Genomic DNA, 13,364 nt, shown 5'->3' with positions numbered 1-13,364 from the left:
GAGGGGCTTCAAAGCCCAAAACCAGTTTGAGACCGACAATGAACTCCACGCTCACCACCCGCATGGCCAATCTCCGTCGCCGCATGGCCGAGACTGCAACTGATCTCGTCGCCATCGGCCCATCGAGCCATATGCGCTGGCTGGCGGATCTCTCGCCCCATGGCGATGAGCGTCCCGTCATGCTGCTGGTCAGCCAGACCTATGCCGGCTTCCTGATGCCCGCGCTCAATGTCGATTCCTCGCGCCAGCACACCGATCTGCCCTTCTTCCCCTGGGCCGATGCCGAGGGTCCGAGCGCCGCGCTTGCACAACTGATCGAAGCGTCAGGCATTTCCCGCGAAAACCCGTCCGTCGTGCTCGACGAAACCATGCGCGCCGATTTCGCCCTGTTGCTGCTCGATGCCCTGCCAGGCGCCAAGCGCCGCTTCACCCAGGATACGGTCGGCTACCTGCGCTCGCGCAAGGATGAAGCCGAATACAAGCTCATCAAGGCGGCACACCTCCTCAACGACCGCGCTGTGACCGCTGCCTTCGCAGCGCTGAAGCCCGGCATGACCGAGGTGGAAGTCGCTGAATTCATCGGTGAATTCTACAAGGCCAATGGCGCTACCACCGAATTCTGCTCGGTCTGCTTCGGCCCCAACGGCGCCTTCCCGCACCACCACACTGGCTCGACCCAGCTCAAGGCCGGCGATGCCGTGCTGATCGACACCGGCTGCCGCCTCGATGGCTATCCGTCAGACATGACGCGCATGGGTTATTTTGAGGCCGCGCCCGAAGGCTATGGCCAGATCCACTCGATCATCGACCGCGCCGTGGAAGCGGCCATAGCCGCCGCCAAGCCCGGCGCCGTCGCCAGCGACGTCGACAAGGCCGCGCGCGATGTCATCACCGCGGCTGGCTACGGCCCTAACTTCCTGCACCGCACCGGCCACGGCCTCGGCATCGATGTGCACGAAGCGCCCTATATTACCGGCACCAGCGAAACCGTGCTCGACGAAGGCATGGTCTTCTCCATCGAGCCGGGCATCTATCTGCAGGGCAAGTTCGGCCTCCGCCTCGAAGAGATCGTCATCATCCGCAATGGCAAGGCCGAGATTTTCTCGGAAATGCCGCGCACGGCCGTCGCCGCCGGCTGATGTCAGAAATCCTCGAAACGGAGCGCCTGCAGCTTCGCCGCCATCAGGTTTCCGATTTTGAGGCGAGCTGCCGGCTCTGGGGCAATGACGAGGTCACCCGCTATATCGGCGGCCGCCCCAGCACGCCGGAAGAAGTCTGGTCGCGGCTGCTGCGCTATGCCGGCCACTGGGACCTGCTCGGCTACGGCTATTTTGCTGTGGTCGAAAAGCGGTCCGGCGCCATGATCGGCGAGTTCGGCCTCGCCGACTTTCACCGATCCATCGATCCGCCACTCACGGACCCTGAAGCGGGCTGGGTGCTCCATCCCGACCATCACGGCAAAGGCTTTGCCGCCGAGGCGCTCACGGCACTGCTAATTTGGGCAGATGCCCAAAACATGAGGCGCACCTGCTGCCTCATCGACCCGGAAAACACGCCCTCGCTCCGGCTGGCGCAGCGCTTGGGCTATGTGGAGGGGAAGACCGTCTCCTACCACGACAAGCCGTCGATTTTGCTGGTTCGCGGGTAGGCGGATGGGGAGCCTCTTCACATCTCCCTTTGGGGGAGAGGTCGGCCCGCAGGGCCGGGTGAGGGGGCCTTCCTACTGCTCGATGCTTACCAAGGGCCCCCTCACCCGCCGCTTCGCGTCGACCTCTCCCCCCAGGGAGAGGTGAAGATCAAAGCGTCTTCGCGACTTCCTCAAGCTGCGCAGCACATAGCCCCCAGCCTTCGTGAAAACCCATCTTCTCGTGGGCTTCCTTGTCTTCCTTGGCCCAATGCCGGGCGACCGCCGTGTAGCGCGTCTTGCCGCCTTCATCGTCAAAAGTCAGCGTGCAGGTGAAGAACGGTTTTCCCGACGGTTTCCAGTCGCCGACATAGGCATCGGTGAAGACCAGCTTCCTGTTCGGGACCACTTCGAGGTACTGGCCGGGATTGGGATATTCATTGCCCGCCTCGTCGGCCATCACCACTTCGGTGGCGCCACCGGCGCGGAGGTCGACCGTTGCGCGCGGCGTGCTCCAGGGCTTTGGCGCAAACCACTGCACCATCAGCGCCGGATCGGTCCAGCAGCGATAGACGGCCGACGGCGGCGCGTCGATCAGGCGGGTGAGTACGAGGTCGCGTTCCTCATCGATAGTGTTGTCGGTGCTCATCTTTTGCTCCCAGGCATTTGAGATTGATATGCCCAAACGACGAAGCGCCCAACGTGCCTTCGACATTTTGCGATGAAAATTTCTCGCGGCACGAAACTTCTGTTGTATGGAAGCGCCGTTCGCGCCTTGGGGAGTATGGCATGCCGACTAGAGATCACGCGCTCGATGGCAACTGGACGCTGACCTGTCTTGGCGGGCAGGGGGCTCGCCCCGGCCTTCCCGAGGCCATTCCGGCCACGGTGCCCGGCACGGTCCATACCGATCTTCTCGCCGCCGGACTGATCCCCGATCCCTATCTCGACCTCAACGAAATATCAGTCGATTGGGTCGGTCGCTGCGACTGGCGCTACGAGAGGACCTTCGACTGGTCCGATGACGGCGCTGAAAACGTCGACCTCGTCTTTGCCGGCCTCGACACCTTTGCTGCCATCACGCTCAACGGCGTGATCCTCGGCGAAACCGCCAATATGAACCGGAGCTACCGCTTCCCGGTCCGCGAGCATCTGCGTCCCGGCGAGAACCATCTCGTGGTGAGCTTCGAATCCGCCTGGAAGCGCGGCGAAGCGCTCGACAAGATTTACGAGCCGCGCCCCAACAACTATCCCGGCCCGGCCAATCTGATGCGCAAGATGGCCTGCAATTTCGGCTGGGACTGGGGCCCGACCGTCGTCACATCGGGCCTCTGGCAGGGCGTCTCGCTGCAATCGTGGTCAAAAGCTCGCCTGCGCTCGATCCGTCCCGAAGTCACCCTCGCGGGCGCCGACGGACATGTCTGCATCCACGCCGAAGTCGAGGGCGACGCGGCCAATCTGAGCCTCCGCATCAGCGTCGCCGGCGAGACCATAACGGCCCCCGTCGGTTCGGCCGAAATCACCGTCGAAAAACCCGAACTTTGGTGGCCCACCGGTCTCGGCAATCAGCCGCTCTATGCGCTGGCCGTCGAACTGCTCGATGCCGAAACCGTGCTCGACACCTGGCAGCGCGACATCGGCTTCCGCTCCCTGCGCCTCGATACGACCCCGGATGAAGAAGGCACGCCCTTCGCCTTCATCATCAACGACGTACCGGTCTATATCTGCGGCGCCAATTGGATTCCCGACGACTGCTTCCTGCCGCGCGTCACGCCCGAGCGCTATGCCGCCCGCATCGCCCAGGCCAAGGCCGCGAACATCAACATGCTCCGCGTCTGGGGCGGCGGCATCTACGAAACCGAAGCCTTCTACCAAGAATGCGACAGGCAGGGCATGCTCGTCTGGCAGGATTTTCTCTTCGCCTGCGCCGCCTATCCCGAGGAAGGCGATCTGCCCGCCGAGATCGAGGCCGAAGCGCGTGAAAACATTGTCCGCCTCATGCCGCACCCCTCGCTGGTGGTCTGGAACGGCAACAACGAAAACATCTGGGGCTGGTTCGATTGGGGCTGGCAGGACGTCCTCAAGAACCGCACCTGGGGCCTCGGCTACTATCTCGATCTCCTGCCGCGCCTCGTCGCCGAACTCGATCCCACACGCCCCTATTGGGCTGGTAGCCCCTATTCGGGCTCGATGGACATTCACCCCAACGACCCCGCCCACGGCTGCACCCATCTCTGGGATGTCTGGAACGAAATCGGCTACGAGCACTATGCCGATAGCATCCCGCGCTTCTGTTCCGAATTCGGCTGGCAGGCGCCACCAACCTGGGCGACGCTCACCCAATCGGTCCACGACAATCCGCTCACCCCGACCTCGCCCGGCGTCTGGCACCACCAGAAGGCGACCATCGGCAATGACAAGCTGCTGCGCGGCCTGAAAGGCCATCTGCCTGAACCCAAGAATATGGACGATTGGCATTTTGCCACCCAGCTCAACCAGGCCCGCGCCATCAAATTCGGCATCGAGCACATGCGCAGTTTCCGCGGGCGCAACATGGGTACCATCGTCTGGCAATTGAACGATTGCTGGCCCGTCACCTCATGGGCCGCCATCGACGGCTATGGGCGGCTTAAGCCGCTCTGGTACGCGCTGCGCGCCGTCTATCACCCGCACCTTCTTATGATCCAACCACGCGGCGACGGCCTCAGCGTCGTCGCCGTCAACGAACGCACCCTGTTCTGGCGTGGGCCCGTCACAATAAAGCGCCTGCGCTTCGATGGTACGGTTCTGGCCGAATGGACCCACTGGCGCCTTTGCGCCGATCGGCTTTCGGCGGCCGAACTCCCAATCCCCGCCGAGATCACGGCCGTAGGCGACAAGTCCAATGAACTCCTCGTCGCCACCATGCACGACAGCACGGCTTTTCATTATTTTGCCGAAGACATCGACCTGAACCTGCCGCGGGCGGAATTCGACCTGAGGGTTGAAAGGGCAGCGGACGGCTATCAGGTCACCGTAGCGGCCAAAACTCTGATCAAGGACCTCTGCCTTTTCGTCGACCGCATCCATCCAGACGCGACCGTCGACGACATGCTGGTGACCCTGCTTCCGGGGCAGAGCAAGACATTCGTTGTGCAATCGCCGGTCGAACTGGACGCGAAAACACTGTCGGGCGCGCCGATTTTCCGCTGCGTCAATCAACTGATCCGATAGCTCATCACGGTGTCATTCCCGCGAAAGCGGGAATCTCCGTTTCCAAACATGGATTCCCGCTTTCGCGGGAATGACAACGTGGATTGGAGGAGTGTTGAGGGCCTAGCTCTGCAGCGCTGCAAGCGCTAACCGCAACCGTCCCTTGTGCTCGGCCAGCATCGCCTCTGCCGCGCCAAGGTCTTCCGCGCCCGCCGCCAGCAACACTGCCGGCTTCACCGCGCCTTCGCTTGTTTCGAGCGCTGCCGCGGCGCGGTCTTCGCTGGCCCCCGAGATCGACGCAACGATTCCCCGCGCCCGTTCGCGCAGCTTGATATTGTCCGCGATGACATTGACCATGAACCCGTCGTGCACGTGACCAAGGTGAATGGCCATCAGCGTCGACAGCATATTGAGCGCGATCTTCTGCGCCGTACCGGCACCCATGCGGGTCGAGCCAGCAATCACCTCCGGCGGCGTCGGCAGGCAGACGCCAACATCGGCGATATCAAGGATCAGCGCGCCGGCATTGTTCGAAAAGCCGATCGTCTTCGCACCTGCCGCCTTGGCTGCGAGAACAGCCGAAACCGGGAACGGTGTCTGCCCGCTCGCCGTGAGCGCGATCACACAATCTCGGGCATCAAGATAGAGGTCCTCAATCGCCTTCTTCGCGGCGTCGCCATCGTCTTCCGGTCCGCCGAGCATATTCACCAGCGAGTCGAGCCCGCCGGCCAGCAACACCACGATCTGTTCGCGAGCAATGCCATAGGTTCCCGGCAATTCCAGCGCGTCGGCCAGCGCCATCAGCCCCGAACTGCCCGCCGCGACATAGATCAGACGCCCGCCAGCCTCGATACTGGCGGCCGCAAGCACAGCGCCATCGGCCAAGGCATCAACGGCCGTCGCAACGCTTTTTGCCGCATCTGCCTGACCAGCCGCCAGCAGCGTCAGAATCTCGGTCGGCGACCGCAATTCCAGTCCCTGGGCTGCCGCGTGGCGCTTTTCGGTTTGTCTTTCGGCCATAAGAAACTCCTTGGCCGGATAATGCCAAAAAAATACCACTTGTCCAGCCGGGCGCCTCAGGCCATAACCCGCTTGTCGTCGGACCCAAGTTTTTGTTGAGAAATGTCCAGCGCGCCTGCGCTTTGGACTGACCACTCTGGAAACCGGATCGTGCGAATGGTATTTTATTGGTATTGTGGGTGAGCATTTGCGCGGGGAGGTCCCGCCCGAAGTCTGAGCCCCGACTATGACAGAGAACAGGAGGAAAAACATGTCCGAGACATATGAAACCTTCTTTTCCGATCGCCCCGTTACCCTGCCGCAGGGTGGTCCGCTTTATCTCCAGCTCAAGCGCTGGGTAGAAGAAGCCATCAAGAGTGGCGCCCTCAATCCCGGTGATGCCCTGCCGTCCGAGCGCGATCTGGCGCTAAAAGTCGACGTGTCGCGCGTCACCGTGCGCAAGGCCGTGTCGCATCTGGTGCAGGAAGGCGTGCTCGTGCAGCGCCATGGCTCGGGTACTTTTGTTGCCCCCGCCACGCAACGCGTCGAGCAGTCGCTTTCCCAGCTGACCTCCTTCACCGAAGACATGGCCCGCCGCGGCATGGCCGTGCGCGCCGAATGGCTCGATCGTGGTCTCTATATCCCCTCGCCGGAAGAAACGGTCATTCTCGGCCTCTCCTCGGGCGAAAAGGTCGCGCGCATTTCGCGTCTGCGTCTCACTGGCGATATGCCGCTCGCCATCGAGCGCGCCAGTCTCTCCGGCTCAATCCTGCCTGATCCAGCAGCAATCGGGGATTCGCTCTACAAGCACCTCGATCTCTCGGGCAATCGTCCGGTCCGCGCCATCCAGCGCATCCGCGCTGCCCATCTCAACGACGATGATGCGCACTTGCTGCAGGTGCCGGTCGGGTCCGCGGGCCTTCACATCGAGCGCACGTCCTACCTGGCTTCGGGCCGCGTTATCGAATTCACCCGCTCCATCTATCGGGGCGATACGTACGACTTCGTCGCCGAGCTCCGGCTGGGCGAAGCACCTGTCAATGGAGCGATAAAATGACGACCAACCAAACGCATATGCGCCGCGAAGTGGATGAAATCCCACAGGTTGTGTCCCGCTTCCTCACCGAAGCTGCTCCGACCCTCGACGCCGCCGCCACGCGCCTGCGCGAAGTCGATCCGTCCGTTGTCGTCACCGTGGCCCGCGGCTCGTCTGACCATGCCTCGGCTTATCTGAAATATGCCATCGAGCTGACGCTCGGCCTGCCGGTTGCATCCATCGGTCCGTCCATCGCCTCGATCTACGGCAAGGATCTGCGCCTTTCCAACGCCGTGGCCATCGCCATTTCCCAGTCCGGCAAGAGCCCCGACATTGTCGGCATGGCCCAGTCGGCCCGTCGCAGCGGCGCGACCACCATCGCCATCACCAATACCGCCGGCTCGCCCATTGCCGAAGCCAGCGATTTCACCATTGATCTGCATGCCGGCCTCGAAAAGAGCGTCGCGGCCACCAAGAGCTTTGTGACCTCCGTGGTCGCTGGCCTTGCGCTGCTGGCGCGCTGGAGCGGCGATGCTGATCTCGCCCGCGCCGTTGCCGCCCTGCCGGAAAGCCTCGCCAAGGCCGTCACCTGCGATTGGTCCGAATTGATCACCGCACTAGACGGTCATAACGCGCTCTATGTTCTGGGCCGCGGCCCGGGCTTTGCCATTGCCAATGAAGCTGCGCTGAAATTCAAGGAAACCTGCAATATCCAGGCCGAATCCTATAGCGCTGCCGAAGTCATGCACGGCCCCGTCGCGATCGTGACCCCGGGCTATCCCGTCCTCGGTCTTGCCGCGCGCGACGCTGCCGAAGCCTCGGTTGCCGACATGGCGCACAAGCTCGCAGGGCAGGGCGCTCTCGCCTTCCTCACCAGCACCCGTGCTGGCGCCGCCAAGCCGCTGCCTTTCGCGGCGACCGGTCATCCGATCACCGACCCGCTGGCGCTGATCGTCTCCTTCTATGGTTTCGTCGAGGCGCTTTCCCGCCATCGCGGTCTCAATCCCGACGTGCCACCGGCCCTCAAGAAAGTCACGGAAACGGTATGAGCGATCTTCTCGCCATCACTGGCGCCCGCATTTTCGACAGCGCCACCTGGCATGACGATGCAGCATTGCTGATCGAGTTCGGCTATGTCGCCGGCATCGTCCCGGCGAGCGAAATTCCGGCCAATGCCGAGCGCGTCACCCTCGACGGCGGCATGATCGTGCCCGGCTTCATCGACCTCCAGGTCAATGGCGGCGGCGGCATCCTTTTCAACAACGACACCTCGCTCGGCGCCATCCGCACCATCTGCGCCGCCCACGCCCAGTTCGGCACCACGGCACTCCTGCCGACGCTGATCACCGACACGGCCGAGGTCAACGAAAGGGCCATTGCTGCCGGCCTCGCGGCCGAAGAGGCTCGCGTGCCGGGCTTCATCGGACTGCACCTTGAGGGCCCGCACTTGTCGCTGGCGCGAAAGGGCACGCACGATCCGGCCCTGATCCGCCCCATTGACGATTCCGATCTCGCCCGTCTCAAGCGCGCCGCTGAAACGCTGCCCAATCTCATCTGCACCGTTGCCGCCGAAACGGCGACCCCGCAGCAGATTGCTGTTCTCTCCGAAGCTGGCGCCGTGGTCAGCATCGGCCATTCCGACGCCGACTACACGACCGCCGTGGCGGCTTTCGAAGCCGGCGCCACCATGTCGACGCATCTCTTCAATGCCATGAGCCAGATGGGCAATCGCGAGCCCGGCGTTGTCGGCGCTACGCTCGACAACCCCAAAGCTTTTGCCGGCCTCATCGCCGACGGTATCCATGTACACCCCGCCAGCATCGGGGCCGCCCTTCGGGCCAAGCGCGGCCCGGGCAAGATCTTCCTTGTCACCGACGCCATGTCGCAGACCGGCACCGACATCCAGACCCTGACGCTCAACGGCCGGACCATCACCCGCGCCGACGGTGCCCTGCGTCTCGCCGATGGCACACTGGCCGGCGCCGATCTCGACATGATCGATGCCGTCAACTTCATGGTCGACACCATCGGGCTCGATTTCGACGAAGTCCTCCGCATGGCTTCGCTCTATCCCGCCGAAGCCATGGGCATCGAAGCCACCTATGGCACGCTACAGCGTGGCGCCGTAGGCAGCTTTGCACACCTGTCCGATGACAGGCAGGTCAAGGCAACCTGGATCGACGGCGTACAAGTTTTTCACGACTGAGGCAGAACCCTTTGGGCGGGGATCAATCCCGCCCGATATAGGGCATGTTCGTCGCCATCACCATCATGAACTGCACACTTCGACCCGTCCCGCAGGGCAAATCGCTCCGGTGGAGCGATTTGAGGTGAGAAGGCCATGAGAGCCGTGCTCGAATGGCAGCTGCCTTGTGTGCGGCGAGCTACCCCCTTCCCACATAGGGCATGTTCGTCGCCATCACCGTCATGAACTGCACATTGGCGCTGAGCGGCAGCCCGGCCATATAGGTCACCGCCTCCACGACATGCGTCACATCGAAGGTCGGCTCGGGCATCATCGAGCCATTGGCCTGCAGTGAGCCCGAATTCATCTGGCTCGTCATATCCGTCGCCGCATTGCCAATATCGATCTGCCCGCAGGCAATATTGTACGCGCGCCCATCGAGCGAGATCGCCTTGGTCAGCCCGGTGATCGCGTGCTTCGAGGTCGTATAGGACGCCGCCTGCGGCCGCGGCACATAGGCCGAGATCGAGCCATTGTTGATGATGCGCCCGCCCTGCGGGTCTTGTTCGCGCATCAGCCGGAAAGCTTCACGGGCCACATAGAAGGCGCCGTTGAGATTCGTATCGATCATCTCGCGCCAGGTTGCCACGTCGAGATCGCCGAACGGCTTTGCCGGCGCAAAACGCCCGGCATTGTTGAACACGAGGTCAAGGCGGCCCTGCTTTTCCCGAATCCCTGCAAAGAGATTCGCGACCTCTTCAGGCCGAGTCACATCGCAAACGGCACCATCGACCTGTCCATCGCGTGTGATTTCGTCGAGGAGTTCTGCACGCCGTCCGCAAATGGTCACCGTCCATCCGGCCTTCGCTAGCCCCAGCGCGACAGCCTTGCCGATGCCCGATGTGCCCCCGGTTACAAGGGCGAATCCGTTCGATGTCATAGTCACTCCTCCACAAGTCGGTCACGGTTGTGCCATGTGTCGGGCAGTGGGGTACGTGTGTCAAATTCCCGCCTGCGACGGGTCCCTCGCGCCATTGTGACGGCGGAAACCCCTGAATTCAGGCCTGTTTTAAGAGCCTCTTCAGAAGTCTTAACAGGTGGTTTCGATCTGTGTGCTGAATCTGCAACATCCGGATCGCAACCATATTGTGGCGAGCGTGAATCCAGCTTTGTTCGATTGCGTCCGATGTTTGCATGCGTAGAGTGGGTCTTGCGAATCCATGCATGGGATCGTTTGTCGGTCGCAACGCGACGGCAACACACTGCACCACGAATAGTGTGGTCGCGTTACGACAAACCGCTGGGTAACCGGCACCAAATGACTGACTTTGGAGGTCAACTAATGAAACTCAAGAGCCTTATCCTCGGTTCTGTTGCCGCTGCTGGTCTCTCGACCGCCGGCTTTGCTGCCGATCTTGGCGTTCTCACCTCGCTGGACGTTTGCGATGCGCTCGGTCTCTCCGGCCTGACCATCTCGTCCGACACCAACTGCCTGCAGCTCTCGGGCGGCGTGACCTATGAATTCCAGTGGGGCGACTTCAACCAGGAAGTTGCTGTTGCTGGTACTTTCGACGGCAACCGTAACATCACTCGCGGCAACGCTTATGTCGATCTCGCCGGTGCTCGTTTCGACCAGGATTGGGAATCGAAGGTTGAAGCTTGGCTCAAGGCTGTTGGCACCGCTGACTCTGACTTTGGTCCTGCAAAGGCCGTCATCAAGCTGAAGGGCGTCGAGCGCTACCAGAGCTGGAATGAAGGTGCACAGGCTGCCCGCAATGTCACGCCGGCTCCTGGTGCCGCCCTGTTCCCTGGCGTCCAGACTCATGGCGATACCAAGGCGTTCTCGATCGACGAAGCTTATGTTTCGGTCGGCGACACCACCGTGATCATGGCTGGTAAGAAGGGCTCGATCGCCAACCTCGGCGACGACGAACCGTTCAACTTCCTCGGTCTCTTCAACTCCGACGCTATCGATGGCAAGGGTGTTGGCATTGACGGTGACTATGATGGTCTCGGCGGTCACGTCATTCAGGTCGTTTCCGATCTCGGCAACGGCGTGAACGTCGGCGTTGGCCTCGAAAACCTCGGCGGTCGTGCTATCACCAGCACCGATTCCAGTGGTGCCCTTCTCGCTGGCACCAACACCGGCAGCACCGCTGGTACCCTCGTTGGCGTGCTCTCCTACGCTGGTGAAGGCGTCACCGCACACATCACCGGCGCTGCTTTCGGCGTGCTCGATGGCAACGTTGAATCGTGGGCAATCCACTCCGGCGCAACCGGCACCTTCGATGCCTTCAAGGTTCGCGGTGCGGTTTCCTACTGGAACAACCACAAGTTCAGCACGGCTGACGTCCTGAACGCTCTCGTCAGCGTCGAAGGTTCCTTCGATCTGTTCAAGATCGCCCTCTCGGGTGAAGTTGCCAACGTGACCGACGTTCCGGTCAACTACACCGACTACGGCTTCGGCGGTTCCGTCGGTGTGAATGTTACCGAAGGCGTGTCGATCAACCTCGGCGCTCGTTACTTCTTCGACGACATCGGACCTGTCGGCAACGACAAGTCGACCGTTCAGGTTGCTGCCCAGATCGTTGCTGCCGTCACCGAAACCATCAAGGTCACCGGTGAACTCGGTGGCTACTTCGGTAACGCCATCGCTGACAACGCTGCCTTCGCCAACGACTCGATCGTCTACGGCGCGGCCGAACTGGCTTGGGCTCCGGGTGGTGGTTTCACCTCGTCCGTCAAGGGCGAAATCAACTCCGAATCCGCCTACAAGGTCACCTTCAAGGCTGCCAAGTCCTTCGAATAATTCGAAGCTTCGGTTTCCGAACGGAAAGGCCCGGCTCACGCCGGGCCTTTCTGCTTTTGGGAGCAACTCTTGCTTTCTCCGCCGCGCCGCTTTTGCCCTCGCGGCAAATCATCTAACGTCCCGGCAATGCGGCACTTAATGGAATCGATATGAAGAGGCACCTTCGTCACCTCGTGACATCAGGCATGATCGCGCTTGGCCTGGTTTTGGCCTCTGGCCCTTCATCCCTTGCGCAATCCTCCGTCGTTGCCGTGCCGCCGCCGCAAGTCGCCGACTATTGGGTCAGCATTTCGCGCCAGCCGGGCGGTACGCTGGTTTTTGACGGTTATGCGCCCAGTGCCGCTGTGCGTGATGCCCTTGGCCTCCACGCCGGTGCCGACATTTCCTGGCTCAAGCTCGGCTCTGGGGCGCCCTCGGGCTATGATGCCGCGACAGCCTTCGGCCTCGATGTGCTCGGTCGTTTCTCGGAAGGCCGTTTTGCCCTGCGCGGTTCCGTCCTGTCGGTGAGCGGCGTCGCGGCAACCCAGGCAGATTTCATCGCCCTGCATCAGACGCTGGCAGATCAGGTTCCGCCGGGGCTCATCCTCGCCATGGCTGAAATTTCTGCGCCGCATGTCGAGTCGTATGCCTTTTCGCTTCGCCGCCAGCCCAATGGCAACGTGCTGCTCTCCGGTTTTGTCCCTGAGCCCGAGCTCGAGCAGCGCCTTCTTCTGGCAGTGGGCGCGCGTGCCAGTTCCACCCTGCGCTTCGGTTCGGGCGAACCTCTGAATTTTGAAGCCAGCATCGACAAAGTCCTGCCGCTCTTCGCCCTACTGAAAGAGGGAGAAATCAAGCTCGATAGTGGTGCCTGGTTCTTTTCAGGCACGCCGCTAACCGCTGCCGATGCCGAGTCCATCCGGGCGACCTTCGCTCGTGATCATCTGAGCGAAACGGGCTGGGGGCTTGCCCTTGCCGCGCCCGCGCCAAGCGCTCCGGCCGTCCCGGAGCAGACGCAGGTTGCATCGAGCGCGCCAGAACCCGTTGTGGCCGAGCCGGCGCCGGCCGAGGAAGTGGCTCAACCTGCAGCTGAGCCCGTCGAGCCCCCGTGGTCGAAGCTGCGCCGCAAGCTCAAGTCGCTCCTGCACCGTCTGGCTCGCCCGAAACCCTGGAGCAGTGCCGAACCACGCTCGCAGCGCTCTCCGCTCAAAACGGCATTCTCTTCCGCTCAGGCGCTGCCGTTCTTGCCGAGGGGACGGAGGCGATCCTCGCGTCTATGGCGGACGCGATCAACCACTGCCCGGGCGCCGCCATCGATGTCGCCGGCCACACCGATTCTGACGGTGAAGCCGCTGCGAACCTGGCGCTGTCCGTCGCGCGCGCCGAAGCGGTGATCACGGCACTGATCGGTCTGGGTGTCGGCCCGGAACGCCTCTACGCCATCGGTTATGGCGAATCCCAGCCAGTTGCCGACAACGCAACGGCCGTCGGCAAGGCACAAAACCGTCGCATCGTCGTTTCGGTGCGCCAGGGCGCCTGAGGT

At 62.4% G+C, this 13,364-nt stretch carries 12 protein-coding genes; 9 read left to right on the top strand and 3 right to left on the bottom strand.

The window, feature by feature from the left end; genetic code table 11:
- Nucleotides 1-38 precede the first annotated feature (38 nt).
- Entirely contained in the window at nt 39-1,139 is a 1,101-nt protein-coding gene (locus tag NVV77_RS02135; protein WP_295410266.1) for a Xaa-Pro peptidase family protein, read from the top strand.
- On the top strand, nt 1,139-1,648 hold the full coding sequence (locus tag NVV77_RS02130; protein WP_295410264.1) for a GNAT family N-acetyltransferase: 510 nt from the start codon (nt 1,139-1,141) through the stop codon (nt 1,646-1,648). Before NVV77_RS02135 ends, NVV77_RS02130 begins: the two co-directional genes overlap by 1 nt.
- Nucleotides 1,649-1,796: 148 nt before the next feature.
- On the opposite strand, the gene NVV77_RS02125 is transcribed toward NVV77_RS02130, so the two are convergent.
- Nucleotides 1,797-2,273 carry an SRPBCC family protein gene (locus NVV77_RS02125; RefSeq protein ID WP_295410262.1) on the bottom strand — a complete coding sequence of 159 codons (477 nt, stop codon included), beginning with the start codon at nt 2,271-2,273 and terminating at the stop codon, nt 1,797-1,799.
- Nucleotides 2,274-2,413: 140 nt separating this feature from the next.
- Here NVV77_RS02125 and NVV77_RS02120 point away from each other — a divergent pair, with 140 nt between their 5' ends.
- Nucleotides 2,414-4,837, top strand: coding sequence for a glycoside hydrolase family 2 protein (locus NVV77_RS02120; protein ID WP_295410261.1), 2,424 nt, complete (start codon nt 2,414-2,416; stop codon nt 4,835-4,837).
- 102 nt (nt 4,838-4,939) lie between these two features.
- On the opposite strand, the gene NVV77_RS02115 is transcribed toward NVV77_RS02120, so the two are convergent.
- Nucleotides 4,940-5,836: an N-acetylmuramic acid 6-phosphate etherase gene (locus tag NVV77_RS02115; protein WP_295410260.1), complete on the bottom strand. Its 897-nt coding sequence runs from the start codon at nt 5,834-5,836 to the stop codon at nt 4,940-4,942.
- Nucleotides 5,837-6,086: 250 nt separating this feature from the next.
- Between NVV77_RS02115 and NVV77_RS02110 the strand changes: the two genes are divergently transcribed.
- From NVV77_RS02110 to nagA, 3 genes are read left to right on the top strand one after another with little or no spacing between them, the layout of a single operon-like run.
- Complete coding sequence (locus tag NVV77_RS02110; protein ID WP_295410258.1) at nt 6,087-6,872, top strand: GntR family transcriptional regulator; 786 nt, start codon at nt 6,087-6,089, stop codon at nt 6,870-6,872.
- Entirely contained in the window at nt 6,869-7,900 is a 1,032-nt protein-coding gene (locus NVV77_RS02105) for an SIS domain-containing protein (RefSeq protein ID WP_295410256.1), read from the top strand. Before NVV77_RS02110 ends, NVV77_RS02105 begins: the two co-directional genes overlap by 4 nt.
- Nucleotides 7,897-9,057: an N-acetylglucosamine-6-phosphate deacetylase gene (gene nagA / locus NVV77_RS02100; RefSeq protein ID WP_295410253.1), complete on the top strand. Its 1,161-nt coding sequence runs from the start codon at nt 7,897-7,899 to the stop codon at nt 9,055-9,057. Before NVV77_RS02105 ends, nagA begins: the two co-directional genes overlap by 4 nt.
- Before the next feature lie 178 nt (nt 9,058-9,235).
- On the opposite strand, the gene NVV77_RS02095 is transcribed toward nagA, so the two are convergent.
- Nucleotides 9,236-9,976: an SDR family oxidoreductase gene (locus NVV77_RS02095; protein WP_295410251.1), complete on the bottom strand. Its 741-nt coding sequence runs from the start codon at nt 9,974-9,976 to the stop codon at nt 9,236-9,238.
- 402 nt (nt 9,977-10,378) lie between these two features.
- Between NVV77_RS02095 and NVV77_RS02090 the strand changes: the two genes are divergently transcribed.
- The 3 genes from NVV77_RS02090 (at nt 10,379) to NVV77_RS02080 (ending at nt 13,361) form a co-directional block, all read left to right on the top strand.
- Nucleotides 10,379-11,845, top strand: a complete 1,467-nt coding sequence (locus NVV77_RS02090) for a hypothetical protein (protein ID WP_295410249.1) — start codon at nt 10,379-10,381, stop codon at nt 11,843-11,845.
- A 149-nt stretch (nt 11,846-11,994) separates the two neighbouring features.
- Nucleotides 11,995-13,215 carry a hypothetical protein gene (locus tag NVV77_RS02085; protein ID WP_295410246.1) on the top strand — a complete coding sequence of 407 codons (1,221 nt, stop codon included), beginning with the start codon at nt 11,995-11,997 and terminating at the stop codon, nt 13,213-13,215.
- Complete coding sequence (locus NVV77_RS02080) at nt 13,098-13,361, top strand: OmpA family protein (RefSeq protein ID WP_295410244.1); 264 nt, start codon at nt 13,098-13,100, stop codon at nt 13,359-13,361. The genes NVV77_RS02085 and NVV77_RS02080 overlap by 118 nt, the downstream gene beginning before the upstream one ends.
- Nucleotides 13,362-13,364: the final 3 nt, after the last annotated feature.

Origin of the sequence: Devosia sp., from assembly GCF_024707125.1 — a bacterium.
Lineage (GTDB): Bacteria > Pseudomonadota > Alphaproteobacteria > Rhizobiales > Devosiaceae > Devosia.
The sequence above is the reverse complement of the archived record's forward strand: the minus strand, read 5'-3'. Positions and strand labels throughout refer to the sequence as shown.

Excerpts from the sequence above, each read along its gene's own strand:
- NVV77_RS02135 (WP_295410266.1), top strand. The coding sequence starts at position 39 with ATGAACTCCACGCTCACCACCCGCATGGCCAATCTCCGTCGCCGCATG.
- NVV77_RS02130 (WP_295410264.1), top strand. The coding sequence starts at position 1,139 with ATGTCAGAAATCCTCGAAACGGAGCGCCTGCAGCTTCGCCGCCATCAG.
- NVV77_RS02125 (WP_295410262.1), bottom strand. The coding sequence starts at position 2,273 with ATGAGCACCGACAACACTATCGATGAGGAACGCGACCTCGTACTCACC.
- NVV77_RS02120 (WP_295410261.1), top strand. The coding sequence starts at position 2,414 with ATGCCGACTAGAGATCACGCGCTCGATGGCAACTGGACGCTGACCTGT.
- NVV77_RS02115 (WP_295410260.1), bottom strand. The coding sequence starts at position 5,836 with ATGGCCGAAAGACAAACCGAAAAGCGCCACGCGGCAGCCCAGGGACTG.
- NVV77_RS02110 (WP_295410258.1), top strand. The coding sequence starts at position 6,087 with ATGTCCGAGACATATGAAACCTTCTTTTCCGATCGCCCCGTTACCCTG.
- NVV77_RS02105 (WP_295410256.1), top strand. The coding sequence starts at position 6,869 with ATGACGACCAACCAAACGCATATGCGCCGCGAAGTGGATGAAATCCCA.
- nagA (WP_295410253.1), top strand. The coding sequence starts at position 7,897 with ATGAGCGATCTTCTCGCCATCACTGGCGCCCGCATTTTCGACAGCGCC.
- NVV77_RS02095 (WP_295410251.1), bottom strand. The coding sequence starts at position 9,976 with ATGACATCGAACGGATTCGCCCTTGTAACCGGGGGCACATCGGGCATC.
- NVV77_RS02090 (WP_295410249.1), top strand. The coding sequence starts at position 10,379 with ATGAAACTCAAGAGCCTTATCCTCGGTTCTGTTGCCGCTGCTGGTCTC.
- NVV77_RS02085 (WP_295410246.1), top strand. The coding sequence starts at position 11,995 with ATGAAGAGGCACCTTCGTCACCTCGTGACATCAGGCATGATCGCGCTT.
- NVV77_RS02080 (WP_295410244.1), top strand. The coding sequence starts at position 13,098 with ATGGCGGACGCGATCAACCACTGCCCGGGCGCCGCCATCGATGTCGCC.